The 17810-nt window shown below is 62.5% G+C and carries 18 protein-coding genes; 14 read left to right on the forward strand and 4 right to left on the reverse strand.

What is annotated here, in order from left to right:
- Positions 1–60 precede the first annotated feature (60 nt).
- The 3 genes from ACE3TY_RS08305 to ACE3TY_RS08315 all read left to right on the forward strand — a co-directional run bounded on the left by ACE3TY_RS08305 (position 61) and on the right by ACE3TY_RS08315 (position 3016).
- Positions 61–720, forward strand: a complete 660-nt coding sequence (locus ACE3TY_RS08305; protein ID WP_374652555.1) for a hypothetical protein — start codon at positions 61–63, stop codon at positions 718–720.
- A 20-nt stretch (positions 721–740) separates the two neighbouring features.
- Positions 741–1499 carry a response regulator transcription factor gene (locus tag ACE3TY_RS08310; RefSeq protein WP_374652556.1) on the forward strand — a complete coding sequence of 253 codons (759 nt, stop codon included), beginning with the start codon at positions 741–743 and terminating at the stop codon, positions 1497–1499.
- A 62-nt stretch (positions 1500–1561) separates the two neighbouring features.
- Positions 1562–3016 (forward strand): sensor histidine kinase, encoded by a 1455-nt coding sequence (locus tag ACE3TY_RS08315; RefSeq protein WP_374652664.1) that lies wholly within the window; start codon positions 1562–1564, stop codon positions 3014–3016.
- 5 nt (positions 3017–3021) lie between these two features.
- Here the strand turns inward: ACE3TY_RS08315 and ACE3TY_RS08320 are convergent, their stop codons facing one another.
- From ACE3TY_RS08320 to puuE, 3 genes are read right to left on the reverse strand one after another with little or no spacing between them, the layout of a single operon-like run.
- Positions 3022–3510, reverse strand: a complete 489-nt coding sequence (locus ACE3TY_RS08320) for an ureidoglycolate lyase (protein ID WP_374652557.1) — start codon at positions 3508–3510, stop codon at positions 3022–3024.
- On the reverse strand, positions 3507–4505 hold the full coding sequence (gene alc / locus ACE3TY_RS08325; RefSeq protein WP_374652558.1) for an allantoicase: 999 nt from the start codon (positions 4503–4505) through the stop codon (positions 3507–3509). The genes ACE3TY_RS08320 and alc overlap by 4 nt, the downstream gene beginning before the upstream one ends.
- Positions 4502–5422, reverse strand: a complete 921-nt coding sequence (gene puuE / locus ACE3TY_RS08330) for an allantoinase PuuE (protein WP_374652559.1) — start codon at positions 5420–5422, stop codon at positions 4502–4504. The genes alc and puuE overlap by 4 nt, the downstream gene beginning before the upstream one ends.
- Positions 5423–5694: 272 nt before the next feature.
- On the opposite strand from puuE, the gene ACE3TY_RS08335 reads away from it, so the two are divergent.
- From ACE3TY_RS08335 to ACE3TY_RS08375, 9 genes are read left to right on the forward strand one after another with little or no spacing between them, the layout of a single operon-like run.
- A complete protein-coding gene (locus ACE3TY_RS08335) occupies positions 5695–6687 on the forward strand; it encodes a BMP family protein (protein ID WP_374652560.1) in 993 nt (330 codons plus the stop codon).
- A 39-nt stretch (positions 6688–6726) separates the two neighbouring features.
- A complete protein-coding gene (locus tag ACE3TY_RS08340; RefSeq protein ID WP_374652561.1) occupies positions 6727–8304 on the forward strand; it encodes an ABC transporter ATP-binding protein in 1578 nt (525 codons plus the stop codon).
- Positions 8301–9431, forward strand: a complete 1131-nt coding sequence (locus tag ACE3TY_RS08345; protein ID WP_374652562.1) for an ABC transporter permease — start codon at positions 8301–8303, stop codon at positions 9429–9431. Before ACE3TY_RS08340 ends, ACE3TY_RS08345 begins: the two co-directional genes overlap by 4 nt.
- Positions 9424–10398, forward strand: a complete 975-nt coding sequence (locus tag ACE3TY_RS08350) for an ABC transporter permease (RefSeq protein ID WP_374652563.1) — start codon at positions 9424–9426, stop codon at positions 10396–10398. The genes ACE3TY_RS08345 and ACE3TY_RS08350 overlap by 8 nt, the downstream gene beginning before the upstream one ends.
- Positions 10399–10402: 4 nt before the next feature.
- Positions 10403–10795 carry a cytidine deaminase gene (locus tag ACE3TY_RS08355; protein ID WP_374652564.1) on the forward strand — a complete coding sequence of 131 codons (393 nt, stop codon included), beginning with the start codon at positions 10403–10405 and terminating at the stop codon, positions 10793–10795.
- Complete coding sequence (locus ACE3TY_RS08360) at positions 10792–11592, forward strand: purine-nucleoside phosphorylase (protein WP_374652565.1); 801 nt, start codon at positions 10792–10794, stop codon at positions 11590–11592. Before ACE3TY_RS08355 ends, ACE3TY_RS08360 begins: the two co-directional genes overlap by 4 nt.
- Complete coding sequence (deoA, locus tag ACE3TY_RS08365; RefSeq protein WP_374652566.1) at positions 11589–12905, forward strand: thymidine phosphorylase; 1317 nt, start codon at positions 11589–11591, stop codon at positions 12903–12905. The genes ACE3TY_RS08360 and deoA overlap by 4 nt, the downstream gene beginning before the upstream one ends.
- Positions 12902–14125 (forward strand): phosphopentomutase, encoded by a 1224-nt coding sequence (locus tag ACE3TY_RS08370; RefSeq protein ID WP_374652567.1) that lies wholly within the window; start codon positions 12902–12904, stop codon positions 14123–14125. Before deoA ends, ACE3TY_RS08370 begins: the two co-directional genes overlap by 4 nt.
- A 10-nt stretch (positions 14126–14135) precedes the next feature.
- Positions 14136–15017 (forward strand): phytanoyl-CoA dioxygenase family protein, encoded by an 882-nt coding sequence (locus ACE3TY_RS08375; protein ID WP_374652568.1) that lies wholly within the window; start codon positions 14136–14138, stop codon positions 15015–15017.
- On the opposite strand, the gene ACE3TY_RS08380 is transcribed toward ACE3TY_RS08375, so the two are convergent.
- The gene (locus ACE3TY_RS08380) at positions 15014–15787 is read right to left on the reverse strand and encodes a helix-turn-helix domain-containing protein (RefSeq protein WP_374652569.1); all 774 of its coding nucleotides are present in this window, start codon (positions 15785–15787) and stop codon (positions 15014–15016) included. The genes ACE3TY_RS08375 and ACE3TY_RS08380 overlap by 4 nt on opposite strands.
- A gap of 95 nt (positions 15788–15882) precedes the next feature.
- Between ACE3TY_RS08380 and ACE3TY_RS08385 the strand changes: the two genes are divergently transcribed.
- Both ACE3TY_RS08385 and ACE3TY_RS08390 read left to right on the forward strand, forming a co-directional pair.
- Positions 15883–17109, forward strand: coding sequence for an MFS transporter (locus ACE3TY_RS08385; RefSeq protein ID WP_374652570.1), 1227 nt, complete (start codon positions 15883–15885; stop codon positions 17107–17109).
- A 133-nt stretch (positions 17110–17242) separates the two neighbouring features.
- On the forward strand, positions 17243–17734 hold the full coding sequence (locus ACE3TY_RS08390; RefSeq protein ID WP_374652571.1) for a hypothetical protein: 492 nt from the start codon (positions 17243–17245) through the stop codon (positions 17732–17734).
- The last annotated feature ends 76 nt before the right edge of the window (positions 17735–17810 follow it).

The raw sequence follows: 17810 nt of genomic DNA on the forward strand, positions 1-17810 counted from the left end.
GCGGCTATCAGCAGGCCAAGTTGTGCCGACGACAGTCCCGGCGACGCCACGAGTGAAGACATGACACGACGCCTGCTTTCCCAGTTTGTTAACGGAGTTGTCGCCGTAATGCTGCTTTCGGCCTGCGCCGGTGTCGAAAAGGACATCAAGAAGCCTGCCGTTGCGGCGGCGAAACCGGCTGCCGTAGCCCCCGAGCCCGACCAGCCGGTTCTGCCCAAGCTGAAGCCGAAGACGCCCAAGCGGAAGCCCGCCTCCCCGAAACTGACCGAGGAGGCAACAGCTGCTCCCTCTGCTTCGTCCGGACTTGCGCCGGCTGATGGACATCAACAGTTGATCATCCAGCAAGGCAACGTCCCCGAAGGGCGCGAGAAGGACGGCGCCGAGCCGATCCCGGAATCCTCTGCGGCCATGCCGGTCCCTGCGGTCGTTCCGGCCGAACCCGAACAGCTTGCCGCGCTGAGTTCGCCCGACGAACTCAAGAGCAAGGCCGAGGCCGAAGTGGCAGCACTGCTTGGCCGGCCGACAGCGATCCGTCGCGAGGGAACGGGCACGATCTGGACCTACCGTGCTGGAACTTGCTCCCTCGACGTCTATTTCTTCCTCGACGTCGCGGACAATCAGCGCCGGGCACTCAGCTATGAAATGCTGCCCGAAGGCGCCGACGAAGACGCGATGCTGTCCTGCTACAAGGCGCTCAAGGAGACCCACAATGTACCATAATAATGATCGGAACGGCCAGCATGGCTGAAGCGACGCGTATCGTCGTCGTCGATGATGATGACCTCTTCCGGCCGATGCTGGTCGGCAATCTTTCCGAGGCCGGCTTCGCTGTACGCGAATTCTCGGCACCCGATGTTGCGCTGGAAGCATTGAGTGCGGACAGTGTTGCGCCGGAGAGCACGATCGACCTTCTCATCCTCGATTGGAAGATGCCGGGCCTGACCGGCCTCGAATTGTTGCAGCGTCTGCGCCAGATCGGTCTGATGACGCCGGCCATCTTCCTGACTTCACTCGACGACGTCATCTATGAGGAAGCTGCGCTGAAAGCCGGCGCCATCGATTTCGTCGGCAAGACACGCAGTTTTGCCATCCTGCAGCGCCGCATCGAGCTTGCGCTGAGCCGTGCTGAAACCGTGGAAGGAAACGCGGAGGGGCAGGGGAATGTTGACGGAATCCTGCAAACCGGTCCGCTCGTGCTGGATGCCGGATCGCATGCCGTCACATGGCGCGAGCGACCTGTCAGCCTCACCCTGGGCGAATTCAAGTCGGTTGCCCTCATGGTCCGTGCAGGGCGGGATGTCAGCTATCGCGAGATCTACGATGCGCTCCGCGGCGAGAATTTCGCCGCCGGCCAGGGCCCCGACGGCTACCGTGCCAATGTGCGCGCCCTGATCAAGCGGGTGCGGCAGAAGTTCATTGCCGTCGATCCCAGTTTCGATGCGATCGAAAACTTCCCCGGCTTCGGTTATCGCTGGCGGGCCGCCAGCAAGGACACGTAAGTCGGTAAGTCGTCGCGGGGGAGGGGATGCTGCGCGCACTATTCGGATCAGTGTTGGTGAAAATGGTTCTGCTCGGATTGGTGTTCCTGAGCGTGCCGATGATCCTCTATGCCCGCTTCGCCACCGTCGACGAAGAGCGTCAGCAATTGCTGCTCGGCAATCTGCAGAACCAGGGCTATCTGCTGGCCCAAGGATTGGAATTGGCATTGCGTGCGGAGCGCGACAAGGCGCCTGTCGCCGCGGCCGATTGGGTGGCAAGGCTCGGCACTAGCAGCTTGCGCATCAAACTGCTGCTGCGTCCCACCGGCGAAAATGAGAGCTTCTACTATGTCGCTGCCTTTCCTACCGTCAATGTCGCCTATCTCGATGCCGAGCGTCAGGCTTTGGTCGCCACCGGTATCCTGGGTAAAGTTGAGGAAAGTTGCGCCGGCAACCGCAGCCTCAGCCAGAGCTTCACCGGTCCCAGCGGCACCACTGAAATCCTGACGTCGATTTCGCCGTTCCATACCGAAGCCGGTTGCTGGGCTGTCATCACCGCCTATGCCGAGAGCGATCCGGCCGGCACGACATTGGCGCGGCCCTTTGCCTCGGCACCGGAAGTGCGCTGGGCGGGCATTTTCTACGCCATGATGGCGTTGCTGATACTGGCTGTCGCCGTGTCGGTGGCTCTGGGCCTGCGGCGCTTTGCGCGTCTCGCCCGGATCATCCGCCACACGCCGGGGCGGCGGCAGATCAGTTTTGCCAATGCCACGCCCGTGCCGGAATTGAAGCCGGTTGCCGTGGAGTTCGACAGCCTGGTGACAACGCTGGAAACATCCGCTCGTTCGATCCGCGAAGCAGCTGAGGAAAACGCCCACGCACTGAAGGCGCCGATCGCGGCCATGGCGCAAGCGGTAGAGCCGATACGGCGGGTTGCCAACATGACCAACGACGATCGCGCCAAGCGTGCGGTGGAGACGATCGAGCGGGCGTTGGAGCGCCTTGAAGACCTTGTCGCGTCGGCACGCCGGATCGACGAGGCCATTGCCGAAATGATCGATGCGCCCGCATCGCCGATCAAACTGTCTCCGCTGGTCGAGAATACAGCGCGGGCGTTTGCCGAAGCGCATGGCAACAATGTGAAGATTGTGGCCAGTGTCGAGCCGGGAATCAAGGTCGCCGCGAGCGAAGAGGCGTTGGAAACAGCCATCGAGAATCTGGTCGACAATGCCGTGAGCTTTGCGCCGCAGGGGTCGACCGTGCGTCTGGAACTGAAGCAGGGTGGCGGGCGCGCGAGGCTCGCCGTCATCGACCAGGGCCCGGGTGTTCCGGTCGATCTGCTGCCGGCAATCTTCGAACGTCATGTCTCGCACCGCCCCAGCAATGGCAATGGCGCGGGGGCTGCCGGTGGGCCCCATTTCGGCCTGGGCCTTGCCATCGTCCGGCGCAATATCGAACTCATGGGCGGCCGCGTAGCCGCGCGCAACAGGCCGGAGGGTGGGTTCGAGGTGACGATCAGCCTGCCATTGGCTGGCTGACGCGCTCAGCCTTCGACAATAATATCGGCAGGCATCTGGATTTCGTCGCAATTGTCCCCTGGTCCACCGCGGTCGATGACGAGGAAGTCCTGCAAGCCTTCCAGTGCGATCAGCGGATGATGCCAAATGCCGCGCGCGTAATTGATGCCCTGCATGCCAGTCGTCCGGAAGCAGCGCAGGTCGGTGGCAAGCGGGGGTTGCCCGAATGCCGCGACAATCACGAGAAAGGCACGCGGCAGCAGCGGAACGAAGGCCTGCGAAGAAAGCGGGTGCCGTTCCATCAGAGCCACTTTGAATGGCAGCTCGCGTGGCTTGGCCCGGAAAATGTTGACGAGCGGCCGTCCGCCATTGGAGGCAACATCGATCTTCGCCAGATCGTGATAGCGCTCGGCAAATCCGTCGTTGATCGTATAATGGCCGGCACCACTGCAGTCGATGACGTCGCCGAAGGGCGCAAAGGCCGTTCGGGTCAGCGGTTCGATCTTCAGCTTCATGTGGGTTCGCCCCACACCCGCAGCCGCGACACGCCGCCGTCGGGAATGATGTTCAGGCGTACATGGCTGACCGGCCCCAGATCGGCGATTTCGGTGGCGAAGATGTGCAGCCTGTCCATCGACATCTTTTGTTCCGGCAGCAATGTACGCCAGAACATCGATTGCGTAACGATCGATTGTTCGGTCGCTGCTGGAACCATGGCGGCCAGGATGGAGCAGCGATCCGGGAAGTTGCCTTTGAAATGGGCCGTGTCGATTTCAATCTTCGCGATCCGACCCGGATGACCCAGAGCGACGATGCACCAATCGTTGCCCGGCTCGCGGCGGCGGCGTGTCTCCCAGCCGTCGCCCATATCGATGCCGCGTCCGGGAAAGAGCAGACGCATCGGCGATCCGTAATGCTGATCGGAACAGGCGATGGCATGGGCGCCGAGTTCGATAGCCGCCAGGTTGCGCGATACCTTGCCAAGGCGCTGCCAATCCACCGCCGGTCGGCCGTAGGCGCGCAGGCGCGCTATGCCGCCATCGGGAAAAATGTTGAGGCGGATATGGGTGAAGACACCGTTATCGATACCGGCAACGAAATGGTGGCTGTCGCCTTTGAGTGACGTAACGGGTGCGATGACTTGCCATTGGGTCGAGCCATCGGGATCGCCGGCGGCATGACAGCCTTCGATCGACGCTGCCGGCGGGAAGTTGCCGGTAAAATGGCTGGTGTCGATATCGAAACCGGCGATCCGGCCCGGCAGCCCCAGCCGGCAAATGCAATGATCGTGACCCTCCTGCCGCTTGCGCCGGCTTTCCCATCCATCCATCCACTTGCCATTGTCGTCATATTTCCCGGGAATGAACAAAGCGGGATCCGGATTGAGCATGCGCTCCTTGGGCGCAAAGAAATCGTCGCTGGCGGAGAGCGCTTCGGCACCCAGCCGCGGATCGAGCAGGTTGATGCAGGAGGGGCCGAAAGGGTGCTGCTCGCTAACTTGGCTGTTCATCGTGTCGCTCCAAAAGGATGATGCGCGTGCCAATGTCGCGCGATATCGATGCGGCGGCAGACCCAGACCTTGTCATGGCCGGCGGCGTGTTCGATAAAACGTTCCAGCGATTTCAAGCGCCCGGGGCGTCCGACCAGGCGGCCATGCAGGCCGACAGACATCATGCGTGGCGTGTGCGCGCCCTCGGCATAGAGTACATCGAATGTGTCGCGGAGATAGGCGAAGAACTGCTCGCCGCTGTTGAAGCCTTGTGGCGTCGCGAAGCGCATATCGTTGGCATCGAGCGTGTAGGGAACCATTAATTGAGGTTGCCCGTGCAGCGTCGACCAGAACGGCAAATCGTCGCTGTAATCGTCGGCATTATAGAGAAAGCCGCCTTCCTCGCCGACCAGGCGGTGGGTGTTAGGGCCGGTGCGGCCCGTATACCAGCCCAGCGGCCGTTCGCCGGTGACGTTCTCGACAGCGTTGATCGCGCGCCGCATGTGTTCGCGTTCGGTCGCCTCGTCGACATTCTGGTAATCGATCCAGCGATAGCCGTGACTGCAGATTTCGTGACCGGCGCGATGCATCGCGCGGATCATGTCCGGATGGCGTTCGACCGCCATGCCGACGGCAAAGATCGTGAGCGGCAGGCCGTGGCGGCGAAAGAGATCAAGAACGCGCCAGGCGCCGACACGGCTGCCATATTCATAGATCGATTCCATGCTCATATGCCGCTGTGCGGACAGCGGCTGGGCGGTAACGATTTCCGACAGGAAAGCCTCTGACGCCGCGTCGCCGTGCAGGATGCAATTCTCACCACCCTCCTCGTAATTGAGGACGAACTGCAGCGCGATACGGGCGTTGCCCGGCCAGTTCGCGTGCGGCGGGCGGGCGCCATATCCAATGAGGTCGCGCGGATAATCTGCTGACGGCATGTCCCTTGTCCCCCATTGCCGGGAGGCCAGCTTACACCGCCGACCCCGCCATTTGGGCAGCAGCGGCGTCGGGCGAAACACTACAAATCTTTCTTTGAAAATAGTGTCCGGCAGCTCATCCTTGACCGATCCGCGGGATATCGCGGTTGATTCCTGTCCAAAGGGTCAGCATTATCGCCCTAAGGCGGGAAATGCCCGGCCCAGACATATTCCGGCGCCAGTTCCTGACCGACGAAAAGAAACGGCCGAAGGCCAATTTTGGGAGACGTGAGATGAAAAAGCTCTTGCTTCGCGCCGCGATGGCGACGGCTGTCATGTTTGCGGCCGGCACCGCCATGGCTGAGCCGGCGGTCGTCTATGATGCCGGCGGCAAATTCGACAAATCCTTTAACGAGGCCGCTTTCAACGGGATGGAAAAATACAAGGCCGAGGTTGGCGATTCCTATCTCGAATTCGAAGTGCAGACGGATGCCCAGCGCGAGCAGGCGTTCCGCCGCATGGCTGAAAAAGGCGCCGATCCGATCATCGGCATCGGCTTCAGCCAGGCGGATGCGCTGACCAAGGTCGCCAAGGAATTCCCCGATAAGCATTTTGCCATCATCGACATGGTAGTCGATCTGCCGAATGTGCAGTCGATCGTCTTCAATGAACATGAAGGCTCGTTCCTGGTCGGCATGCTGGCTTCGATGGCCAGCAAGTCGGCGAAGGTCGGCTTCATCGGCGGCATGGACATCCCGCTCATCCGCCGTTTCGAATGCGGCTATGAACAAGGCGCCAAGTTCGCCAACAAGGATGTGAGCGTCACGGCGAACATGACCGGCACAACGCCGGCCGCCTGGAACGACCCGACCAAGGGCACCGAATTGGCCAAGGGCCAGTTCGACCAGGGCGTCGACGTGATCTTCGCCGCCGCCGGCGGTACCGGCACCGGCGTCTACCAGGCGGCCAAGGACGCCGGCAAATTCGCCATCGGCGTCGACAGCAACCAGAACCACCTGCACCCTGGCACGATGCTGACTTCGATGATGAAGCGTGTCGACGTTGCCGTCTACAATTCGGCCAAGGCCGCGAAGGACGGCGGCTGGAAAGCTGGCGTCACCGTCATGGGCCTGGCGCAGGACGGCGTGGGCTGGGCACTTGACGACAACAACAAGTCGCTGATCACCCCGGAGATGCAGAGCAAGGTCGAAGCCGCGAAGGCCGACATCATCGCCGGCAAGATCGCGGTGCATGATTACATGGCCGACAACGCCTGCACCTACTGACCGGCGATGCCATCCGCCCCGCATGGGCCGGATCGGGCAATGATAGCGGCGGCGTCTCCCCGGGCGGAATCTAAGGGGGCGCCGCCGCCTGCCATCGAACTGGTCGGAATAAACAAGCGCTTCGGCACCGTTCAGGCCAATCGCGATGTTGCCTTGCGCGTCGAGAAAGGCAGCATCCACGGCATCATCGGTGAAAACGGCGCCGGCAAATCGACACTGATGTCCATCGTCTACGGCTTTTATGAAGCCGATAGCGGTGAAATCCGGATCGATGGGCAGGCCGTTGAGATCGCCAGTTCGGCCGATGCCATTGCCGCCGGCATCGGCATGGTGCACCAGCATTTCATGCTGGTCGACAGTTTCACCGTCCTGGAAAACGTGATGCTGGGCGCGGAAGGAGGCGCGTTGCTGAAGGAGGGCACCGCCAAGGCGCGAGCCGAACTGCTGCGCCTTGGCGAGGAGTTCGGCCTGACGGTAGATCCCGAAGCGCGCATTGCCGACCTGCCGGTTGGAGACCAGCAACGCGTCGAGATATTGAAGGCGCTCTTTCGCCATTGCTCCATTCTCATCCTGGATGAGCCGACGGGCGTCCTGACGCCGCAGGAGACCGACCAGCTTTTCCGGATCCTGCGCGCGCTCAAGGCGCGCGGTGTCACCATCCTGCTCATTACCCACAAACTCAAGGAAGTGCTGGCGATTACCGACCATGTCACCGTCATGCGCGGCGGCGAGGTGGTGGCCGACCGCCGCACCGCCGATACCCATGCCAACGAGCTTGCCGAGCTGATGGTCGGTCGCAAGGTGCGGCTCGAACTCGAAAAACCGCCAGCCCTTGTTCGTGCGGTCGAGATGACGGTCGAGCATCTGTCCCTGGTGGACGATCGGGGCATTGCGCGCCTCCATGACATCGGCTTTGCCTTGCATGCGGGAGAGATCGTCGGCATTGCCGGTGTTTCCGGCAATGGCCAAAGCGAGCTGCTGGAAACCCTGGCAGGCATCCGGGCGCCGAGCAGCGGCACTATACGCATCGGCGATGCGACCATATCGGCCGCCGAGCCGGGCGATCCGGCGACGATGCGGGCGCTGGGCCTTGCTCATGTCCCGGAAGACAGGCATCGGCTTGGCATCGTTTCCGGTTTTCCGGCCTGGGAATCTGCGGTACTCGGCTATCAGCGTGACGCCGCGCTTGGCGGGCGCTTCCTGCTCGACCGCGATGCGATGACCGGCCGTTGCGAGAAGCTGATGCGGGGCTTCGACGTGCGCCCGCCGCAGCCGCAATTGGGCTCCTCGAAATTCAGCGGCGGCAACCAGCAGAAGCTGATCCTGGCGCGCGAAATGGCTTGCCAGCCGCGTGTTCTGCTGATCGGGCAGCCGACGCGCGGCGTCGATATCGGCGCCATTGAGTTCATCCACAGGGAGATCGTCGCTTTGCGCGACCGTGGCGTCGCCATTCTTCTCGTTTCCGTCGAGCTTGACGAAATCCTTGCGCTGGCCGACCGCATCCTGGTGATGAATCAGGGGCATATCGTCGGGGAGATCGCTGGCACGGATGCCGACGAGCGGCAACTGGGCCTGATGATGACCGGCAGTCTTGATCGCCAAAAGGTGGCCTCATGAGCGCCCGCCCCAGCCAGTTGCCGCGCTGGATCGAAATCGGCCTGCTGCCGGTGATCAACGTGCTGATGGCACTCGTCGTCGCCGGGCTCATTCTGTGGACCATCGGCGCCAATCCGTTCGACGCGATCGCGATCCTCGTCAATGGCGCCTTCGGCAGCGGTTATGGCTGGGGCTACACGCTTTATTACGCCACCAGCTTCATTTTCACCGGACTTGCCGTGGCTGTCGCCTTTCATGCCGGTCTCTTCAACATCGGGGGGGAGGGGCAGGCCTATATCGGCGGCCTCGGTGCCGGCATCGTTGCCCTGGCCCTCGACAATTATATGCCGGCACCGATCCTGTTGCCGCTGGCGATCGTGGCGGCCGGTATCTTCGGTGCCGCCTGGGCGATCGTACCTGCCTATCTGCAGGCCTATCGTGGCAGCCATATCGTCATCACGACGATCATGTTCAATTTCCTTGCCGCTTCCCTGATGGTCTATCTGCTGGTCGATGTCTTCCGCGATCCGGGACAGATGTCGACGCAGAGCCGGACCTTCGGCGAGAGCGCATTCCTGCCCGAAATCGCACAAGTCTTTGGCTGGGTTGGGATCGAGATTCCTTCGACGCCGCTCAACCTTTCTCTCGTCTGGGCGCTGGTCTGCTGCGTGCTGGTGGAAATATTCATCTGGCGCTCGCGCCTTGGCTACGAAATCCGGGCTATGGGCCTCTCGCCGCGCGCGGCGATCTATGCCGGCATCAAGCCGGCCCGCATAGTGCTTATTGCGATGGCCGTCTCTGGCGGCCTTGCCGGCTTCGTCGGCGTCAACGAGATCCTGGGCGTGCAGCACCGCATGTTGCTGGAATTCGTGGCCGGCGCCGGTTTTACCGGCATTGCGGTCGCCCTGATGGGGCGGAATCATCCTTTCGGCATCGTGCTGGCCAGTCTCCTCTTCGGGGCGCTCTATCAGGGTGGAGCCGAACTCGCCTTCGAAATTCCGACCGTCACGCGAGAGATGATCATTGCGATCCAGGGCTTGATCATTCTGTTCTCCGGTGCGCTCGCCTATATGAACCGGCCATGGGTCGAGCGACTCTATCTGCGGTTCGTTGCGGGTTGGCAGCGCGAAGTGTCGTCCCATGGATGACATGCTGGCGCTTATTCTCTCCACACTCGCTGCGACCATCCGCATGGCGACGCCGCTCATTTTCTGTGCGATGGCTGGAATATTCTCGGAACGATCCGGCGTCATCGATATCGGCCTTGAAGGCAAGATGCTGGCGGCGGCCTTCGCTGCGGCGACTGTCGCGACGGAAACAGGTTCGCCCACCACGGCGCTTTTCGCCGCGGTGATCGTTGCCGTTCTGCTGTCGCTCGTTCATGGCTATGCCTGCATTACGCATCGCGGCGACCAGGTCGTCTCCGGCGTTGCGATCAATATCGTGGCCGTGGGGCTGACCGTCGTTCTCGGCCATGCCTGGTACGGAAGGGGCGGCAATACGCCCGACCTTCACCCGGAGCAGCGCTTCATGCCGCTGTCTCTGCCGGGCGCGGAAACGGTGGCGGGCGTGCCGATTATTGGCCCGGTCTATGCGCAGGTGATCAGCGGTCATTCGCTGCTGACCTACGCGGCGGTGGCGCTGGTCCCGCTGGTCTGGTTCATTCTCTATCGCACCCGCTTCGGTTTGCGGCTGCGCGCGGCAGGCGAGGCGCCGGCGGTGGTCGATACCGCCGGGATCGCCGTTCTCAGGCTGCGGTACTTTGCGGTGATGATGGCTGGGTTGCTCTGCGGTATCGCCGGTACATTCCTTTCCATCTCGCAGAATGCGACATTCCAGAAGGAAATGACGGCGGGGCGCGGCTTCATCGCGCTCGCGGCAATGATCTTCGGCAAGTGGCGGCCATGGCCGGCCTTTTTCGCCTGCCTGCTATTCGGCTTCCTCGATGCGATGGCCATCCGGTTGCAGGGGGTAGCCGTACCCGGCATCGGCCAGGTGCCGGTGCCGCTCATCCAGGCGCTGCCCTATATCTTCACCGTCGTCCTGCTGGCCGGCTTTATCGGCAAGGCGGTGGCGCCAAGGGCGCTGGGCCTGCCCTATATCAAGGAGCGATAATAAAATGGATCCACGATTGCTTGACGTTGCGCGCCGGGCAATGGCGCAGGCGCATGCACCTTACTCGAATTTCCATGTCGGGGCCGCAATCCTGGCCGACGACGGAAATATCTATGCCGGCTGCAATGTCGAGAACGCTGCCTTTCCGGAAGGCTGGTGCGCCGAGACGACGGCGATCGGCGCCATGGTGACCGGAGGCGCGAAGCATATCGTGGAAATCACGGTGATGGGCGAGGGCAAGGAGTTCACCACGCCCTGCGGCGGCTGCCGCCAGCGCATCGCCGAATTCGCCGGGCCGGAGACACCAGTCCATATCTGCGGCCCGGAAGGCGTGCGCTGCACCTTCAAGCTGGAGGAACTGCTGCCCGCCTCCTTCGGCAAAGGGCATCTGTCATGAGCAAGGCGGCTCTCAAGGCCATTGCCCGCAAGGCAAGGGGCTTTCGCGCCGAAATCGGATTGGTGCTGGGCTCCGGCATGGGTGCATTTGCGGACAAGGTCGCCGATCCGATTGTCTTCCCCTATGCCGACCTTCCGGGGTTCGAGCAGTCCGGTGTCAGCGGGCATGCCGGGCGCCTCGTACTGGGGCATATCGGGAAAATCCCAGTGGCTGTCCTGCAGGGCCGCATACACTATTATGAACGCGGTAATGCCGCCGCCATGAAATTGCCGATCGAAACGTTGCATGGGCTGGGATGCCAGCGCCTGCTTCTCACCAATGCGGCGGGCAGCCTGATGCCCAAGGTGAGGCCCGGTGGCCTCATCCTGATAGGCGACCACGTCAACTATGTACAGGAATCGCCGCTTTTCGGCCTCTCCGGCAACAAGCGCTTTATCGACATGGTCGATGCCTACGATCCGGAGATGCGGAAACGCATAAAAGCCTGCGCGGCCAGATTGAAGATTTCGCTCACGGAAGGTGTCTATGCCTGGCTGGCCGGGCCGCAATTCGAGACGCCGGCGGAGATCCGCGCCTTGCGCGCCGTCGGTGTCGATGCAGTCGGCATGTCGACGGTTCCCGATGTCATCCTTGCCCGCTATTTCGGCATGAAGGTGGCGGCGATCAGCGCGATCACGAACATGGGCGCCGGTATGAGTGTCGAGAGCTTGAGTCACGAACACACAATGGCCCAGATGAGGGTCGCCTCCGAGAAACTAACACGCCTGCTTCTCGCTTTCCTGGGTGCCGGAAAATGATGCTGCCCCAGGAAATCATCCGCAAGAAGCGCGACGCCCAGCGCCTGACACCGGCCGAGATCGAATTCCTGGTCGATGGCATCGTCTCAGGCGCCGTTACGGAGGGCCAGATCGCGGCTTTCGCCATGGCCGTCTTCTTTCGCGGCATGGACATGACCGAACGCGTAGCGCTGACCCGGGCGATGATGAGTTCCGGTACGGTGCTGGATTGGGCGCCCTTGCAGCTCGACGGGCCGATCCTCGATAAGCACTCGACCGGCGGCGTCGGGGACAAGACCTCGCTGATCCTGGGGCCGATCGTTGCCGCCTGCGGCTGCTATGTACCGATGATCTCGGGCCGCGGCCTCGGTCATACCGGCGGCACGCTCGACAAGTTCGATGCGATCCCCGGCTATCGGACAGCGCCAGATCTCGACACTTTCCGGCGCGTCGTGAAGGAAGCGGGCTGCGCCATCATTGGCCAGACGGCCGATCTCGCCCCCGCCGACCGGCGTTTCTACGCTATCCGCGACGTAACGGCGACCGTGGAATCCATCCCGCTGATCACCGCTTCGATCCTCTCCAAGAAATTGGCGGCAGGTCTTCAGGGGCTGGTCATGGACGTGAAGACCGGCTCGGGCGCCTTCGCCGCGGAACTGAAGATGGCGCGGGAACTCGCCGACTCTATCGTCCGCGTCGCGAACAGTGCCGGGGTGAAGACAAGCGCGCTCATCACCGACATGAATCAGGTGTTGGGCCGCACCGCCGGCAATGCGCTCGAGATGCTGGAATCGATCCAATGCCTGAATGGGGAGGCAACGGACCGCCGCCTGCTCGACGTCACCTTGGCGCTGTCGGCCGAGCTGTTGGTCATCGGCGGCAAGGCAGAGGATGCGGGACAGGGGCGGCGGCTCGCTGAACGAGCCCTTGAAAGCGGGCGCGCAGCGGAACATTTCCAGCGCATGGTGGTTGGTCTGGGCGGCCCGGCCGATATTCTCATCCAACCGTCGAAATACCTCGGCAAGGCGCCAGTGATCAAACCGTGCTTTGCGGAAGAAGCGGGCACCGTGCGGGTAATGGATACGCGCGCTGTCGGCATGGCGGTGGTGGCCCTGGGCGGTGGGCGCACACGCCCCGGCGACAGCATCGACCATCGTGTCGGCCTCACCGATATCGTCGGCCTGGGTGAGGAGATTTCCGGCGAGCGTCCGATAGCGATGGTGCATGCCGCTGACGATGCCGGCGCGGAGGCAGCGATGGCGCGGCTGCGCCGTGCCATCCGCGTCACGGGCGAAAGCCGAACCGGCCCGGTCGTGATCGAGGAGTTGCGATGACAGCCAAGCGCGCCTTCATCCTTGTCATGGATTCTTTCGGCATCGGCGCCGCTCCTGACGCAGCGCGGTTTGGCGATACTGGGGCCGATACGCTTGGGCATATCGCGGCGGCTTGCGCTGCCGGCAAGGCCGATCGTCCTGGCTTGCGTGCTGGCCCGCTGCATCTGCCGAACCTGGAGAAACTTGGCCTGGGGCTCGCCGCAGAGTTTGCTACCGGCCGTCTTCCAGCGGGGTTCACCATGGTGGCAGCGACGGGCGCCTACGGTGCCGCGGCGGAGCTTTCCGCAGGCAAGGACACGCCAAGCGGTCATTGGGAAATGGCCGGCTGTCCGGTGCCGGTCGATTGGGGTTACTTTCCGCGTACGGAGCCCTGCTTTCCGCCGGAGATCATGGATGATCTCATCGCCGAATGCGGACTGCCCGGCATCATCGGCAACTGCCACGCCTCCGGTACCGAGATACTCGACAAGTTGGGCGAAGAGCATATCCGTACCGGCAAGCCCATCTGCTACACATCGGCCGATTCAGTCTTCCAAATCGCCGCGCACGAGATCCATTTCGGCCTCGAAAGGCTGCTGACGGTCTGCCTGGCCGCCAAACGCAGGTTCGAACCCTTGCGCATCGCCCGCGTCATCGCACGCCCCTTCATCGGCGAGAGGCGCGGCAGCTTCAAACGCACGGCGCATCGGCGCGATTTCACCACACCGCCGCCGGAACCTACCTTGCTCGACAGGCTGCAGGCGGAGGGGCGTGAAGTCATTTCCGTCGGCAAGATCGCCGATATTTTCGGGGGGCGCGGCCTGACGCGCAAAGTGAAGGGCGAGGACAATGCGGCCCTGGTCGATGTGACTCTGGAACTGATGAAGAATGCGCCGGACGGCAGTCTCACCTTCGTCAACCTGGTCGATTTCGACACGCTCTTCGGCCATCGTCGCGACGTTGTCGGCTACGCCGCGGCATTGGAAGCCTTCGACATGCGCCTGCCGGAACTGCAATCCGCGATGCGCCCAGGTGACCTGGCGCTCATCAGTGCCGACCATGGCTGCGATCCCACCGCCGGCGGCACCGATCACACGCGCGAATTCGTGCCCGTGCTTTTCTTCGGCCCTGTCGTAAAGCCGGGGCCGTTAGGTCGACGTGCGAGTTTTGCCGATATGGGCCAGACCATTGCCGGACATCTCGGCATCCCGCCGCTTGCCCACGGCATGTCGTGCTTCTGAGGATATCGAAATGTCGACCGCTCAGCGTGACACTATCAAGTTCTCGGCATCCGATGCCGGCCTGACGCCCGAAATGCGCGCGGCATTCGATAGAGATGGTTATCTGCTTATCGAAGATTTTGTCCCGGCGACAAAGTGCGATCAACTGGTCACGCGCGCCAACGAGCTCGTGGCGGACTTCGATGCCGGCGCGCATCACACGGTCTTTTCGGCCAAGTCCGTTGCGCACGCCGCCGATCGGTATTTCCAGGAATCGGGCGATGCAATCCGCTTCTTCCTGGAGGAAGAGGCGGTGGATGCCGAGGGCAACCTGACGCGGCCGAAGGAACTGGCGGTCAACAAGGTCGGCCATGCGATGCACGATCTCGATCCCGTTTTCTCGGCTTTCTCGCGCCAGCCGCGGCTTGCCGCCTTGGCAAAGGGATTGTTCCGCGATCCGCTGCTGCTGCAATCCATGTATATCTTCAAGCAGCCGGGCATCGGTGGTGAAGTGTCCTGGCATCAGGATTCCACCTATCTCTATACCGAGCCGATGAGTTGCATCGGCTTCTGGTTCGCGCTGGAAGATGCCGACAGCAGCAATGGCGGCATGCTGGCCATGCCGGGCGCGCATCGCGGCCCCCTGCGCAAGCGATTCCGCCATGTGAGCGACGACCGTCTGGTCACGGAAACCTTGGACGAAACGCCCTGGCCGCAGGGCCCTGTCGTCAATCTCGATGCCAGGAAGGGATCTCTCGTCGTGCTGCATGGGCTGCTGCCGCATTTCAGCTCGGCCAATCGCTCCAGCCGCTCGCGTCATGCCTTCACCCTGCACTGCATCGACGGGGCCGCGCATTATCCATCGGACAATTGGCTGCGGCGCGGCGCTGACCTGCCGCTCAGGGGTTTCTAGGCCGACTTCAGATAGCGGCTGGGCGGGAAGCCCAAGGTCTTGCGGAACATGGTCGTGAAGGCGGCCGGGCTGTCATAGCCGAGGTCGAGCGCGATGTTCGTGACGGCTTTGCCTTCCGCCAGACGCGGCAGGGCGGCAAAGAGGCAGGCCTGGCGCTGCCATGCGGCGAAACTCATGCCGCATTCGCGTTTGAAATGGCGCGTAAAGGTGCGCCGGCTCATGCCCAGCGTCTCGGCCCAATCGTCGATCGTTTGGTGCGCCTGCGGTCGTGTCAGGAATGACCGGCAACGTTCTCCAAGCCGTGGATCGGAAGGGAAAGGCAGGGACAGCGGCAGGACCGGCAGCGCCCGCAATTCGGAGAGGAGCAGCGCCATGATCTCGCCCTCGCGGCCGCTCAGCGCATAGTCGAGCGGCAGTTCGACAGCGGCCTGGATCAGGGCGCGCATCAAGGGTGAGACGCCGAGCACCTGGCATTTCTCCGGTAGGCCAGCGACATGGGCGGGGTCGACGAAGACGCAGCGCGTCTCCACTTCGCCCATCATGCGGACCGAATGTTCGATCTGCGGCGGTATCCAGACTGCCTGGTCCGGTGGCACCACCCAGGCACCATGTTCCGTCTGCACGGTCATGACGCCCGGCACACCATGGAGAAGCTGGCCCCGGGCATGGTGATGCGGGGCGATCTCGAAATCGGCCGGATAATCGTTGCCAGAAGCGATGACCGGGCGTGTCGCATCGTCGAGTTCCCAACCCCGTACATTTCGAACCATGGCCCGATCTCGAAAATATATGACCCGCTGTGGAATGCAGGCCCTATCCTAGCCGCTATTGTCTCTAAATCCATCGATTTATGAGTTTCCCCGAGATGTCGACTGCCGCCGAAACCCTGTCAGTTCCTGCCGCCGACCTGCGGCGCGAAGCCGCGTCGGCGCGGCGGGTTCTGTTCACCATCAGCTTCTGCCACATGCTCAACGACATGATGCAGTCGCTGATCCTGGCGCTTTACCCGATGCTCAAGGCGAGTTTCGCGCTGGATTTCGGCCAGATCGGCCTCATCACCCTAACCTTCCAGATAACGGCTTCGCTGCTCCAGCCGCTGGTCGGCATCTATACCGATCGCAGCCCGAAGAATTATTCGCTCTCCGTCGGGATGGGTTTCACCTTATGCGGCCTGTTGCTACTGGCATTTGCGCCGAACTATCCGACCGTGCTCTGTGCGGCGGCTCTGGTCGGCATGGGCTCCTCGGTCTTCCATCCGGAATCCTCGCGTATCGCCCGGCTGGCGTCCGGTGGGCGGCATGGCTTTGCGCAATCCCTGTTCCAAGTCGGCGGCAATCTGGGGTCGGCCATCGGCCCCCTGGTCGCGGCTTATGCAATCGCGCCATATGGTCAGACGAGCGTCGGGTGGTTCTCGCTGATGGCTCTGCTCGCCGTGATCCTGCTTGCCACGGTCGGTCATTGGTACAAGGCGCATCGCGCCTCGCGCGCGAGGCGTCCGGCGCCCGCCATCGTAACCCCCTTCTCGCGCCGGAAGGTTGTAGCGACGATCGCCGTGCTCCTCGGCCTGCTCTTCTCGAAATATTTCTACATGGCCAGTATCAGCAGCTACTACACTTTCTACCTGATCGATCATTTCGGCGTCGCCACGCAGGATGCGCAGGTCTATCTCTTCGTCTTCCTCGGCTCCGCCGCCCTGGGCACGATCCTGGGTGGTCCCATTGGCGACCGGATCGGACCGAAAAGGGTCATCTGGGGGTCGATTCTGGGCGTGCTGCCCTTCACCCTGGCGCTGCCGCATGTGGGCCTCGCCTGGACCATTACCCTCACCATTCCGATCGGGCTTATCCTGTCCTCGGCATTCGCTGCGATCGTCGTCTACGGTCAGGAATTAATCCCGGGCAAGGTTGGCATGGTCGCGGGTCTATTCTTCGGTTTCGCTTTCGGCTTGGGTGGTGTCGGTGCCGCGGTGCTGGGCGAATTGGCTGATGCTACCAGCATCACAGAGGTCTATCAGTTCTGCGCCTATCTGCCGGCCTTGGGCCTGCTGGCCGTGTTCTTGCCGGATCTCAAGTCCAGCCGCCAGCGGGGTTGATCTCTCCTGAATGTGACTGGGACGTGACGGCGCGCACAGCCTGCGCGGTTGCTCCGTTTCCCGCTGCCGGGTAGGAAGTTGGCAGGGGACAAAAGAACATGCGCCGGCGTCATGCCGGCGGGAGACGGGAGAGATGAAACGAGTTCATTTGGCCATCGCGGCGTCCTGCATTGCCTTCGCTGCCATCGGGACAATAGCCGTTTGGCAGTCGCACCCGGCCGTGGCGCAGGAGGCATTTGCGGGATCCTGGGATGTCGTGGATGTGCAGCCCGCTCCATGGGTTGATGCCAATTCGGCGAACAAGCCCTATGTCAACGAAGAGGTGGCGCGCGGCCGGATTACCTTCATGGCCGATTCCGTGCAGGGCCCGGCGCTCCTCAATTGCGACAGGGCGAAGTACGAGATCGCCAAGGTGCCGCCGGAATATCTGTTCCAAGGCGGCCTCAGCGACCCCACGCGCCAGGCCAAGGAGCTTGGTTTCAAGGGCGGCGAGATCGTGCAGATGAGCATGAGCTGCATCTCCGGTGACGCGGATATCGGCATGGATTTCGATCTGCTCGACGAAGATGTCGCGGTCTTCGCTCTCGACAACATGGTCTACAGGATGCGCCGCGTTCAGCCTTAACGGCACTCCCCGCCGGTACTCTCCGGCGCATAGCACCTATTCGGCCCCGGGGGTGGATTAACCGATGCCAGCCGAG

Origin of the sequence: Dongia sp. (assembly GCF_041918875.1) — a bacterium.
Taxonomy (GTDB): domain Bacteria; phylum Pseudomonadota; class Alphaproteobacteria; order Dongiales; family Dongiaceae; genus Dongia.

Bases quoted from the DNA above. Each gene is read 5' to 3' on its own strand.
- ACE3TY_RS08305 (WP_374652555.1), top strand. From the start codon at position 61: ATGACACGACGCCTGCTTTCCCAGTTTGTTAACGGAGTTGTCGCCGTA.
- ACE3TY_RS08310 (WP_374652556.1), top strand. From the start codon at position 741: ATGGCTGAAGCGACGCGTATCGTCGTCGTCGATGATGATGACCTCTTC.
- ACE3TY_RS08315 (WP_374652664.1), top strand. From the start codon at position 1,562: ATGGTTCTGCTCGGATTGGTGTTCCTGAGCGTGCCGATGATCCTCTAT.
- ACE3TY_RS08320 (WP_374652557.1), bottom strand. From the start codon at position 3,510: ATGAAGCTGAAGATCGAACCGCTGACCCGAACGGCCTTTGCGCCCTTC.
- alc (WP_374652558.1), bottom strand. From the start codon at position 4,505: ATGAACAGCCAAGTTAGCGAGCAGCACCCTTTCGGCCCCTCCTGCATC.
- puuE (WP_374652559.1), bottom strand. From the start codon at position 5,422: ATGCCGTCAGCAGATTATCCGCGCGACCTCATTGGATATGGCGCCCGC.
- ACE3TY_RS08335 (WP_374652560.1), top strand. From the start codon at position 5,695: ATGAAAAAGCTCTTGCTTCGCGCCGCGATGGCGACGGCTGTCATGTTT.
- ACE3TY_RS08340 (WP_374652561.1), top strand. From the start codon at position 6,727: ATGATAGCGGCGGCGTCTCCCCGGGCGGAATCTAAGGGGGCGCCGCCG.
- ACE3TY_RS08345 (WP_374652562.1), top strand. From the start codon at position 8,301: ATGAGCGCCCGCCCCAGCCAGTTGCCGCGCTGGATCGAAATCGGCCTG.
- ACE3TY_RS08350 (WP_374652563.1), top strand. From the start codon at position 9,424: ATGGATGACATGCTGGCGCTTATTCTCTCCACACTCGCTGCGACCATC.
- ACE3TY_RS08355 (WP_374652564.1), top strand. From the start codon at position 10,403: ATGGATCCACGATTGCTTGACGTTGCGCGCCGGGCAATGGCGCAGGCG.
- ACE3TY_RS08360 (WP_374652565.1), top strand. From the start codon at position 10,792: ATGAGCAAGGCGGCTCTCAAGGCCATTGCCCGCAAGGCAAGGGGCTTT.
- deoA (WP_374652566.1), top strand. From the start codon at position 11,589: ATGATGCTGCCCCAGGAAATCATCCGCAAGAAGCGCGACGCCCAGCGC.
- ACE3TY_RS08370 (WP_374652567.1), top strand. From the start codon at position 12,902: ATGACAGCCAAGCGCGCCTTCATCCTTGTCATGGATTCTTTCGGCATC.
- ACE3TY_RS08375 (WP_374652568.1), top strand. From the start codon at position 14,136: ATGTCGACCGCTCAGCGTGACACTATCAAGTTCTCGGCATCCGATGCC.
- ACE3TY_RS08380 (WP_374652569.1), bottom strand. From the start codon at position 15,787: ATGGTTCGAAATGTACGGGGTTGGGAACTCGACGATGCGACACGCCCG.
- ACE3TY_RS08385 (WP_374652570.1), top strand. From the start codon at position 15,883: ATGTCGACTGCCGCCGAAACCCTGTCAGTTCCTGCCGCCGACCTGCGG.
- ACE3TY_RS08390 (WP_374652571.1), top strand. From the start codon at position 17,243: ATGAAACGAGTTCATTTGGCCATCGCGGCGTCCTGCATTGCCTTCGCT.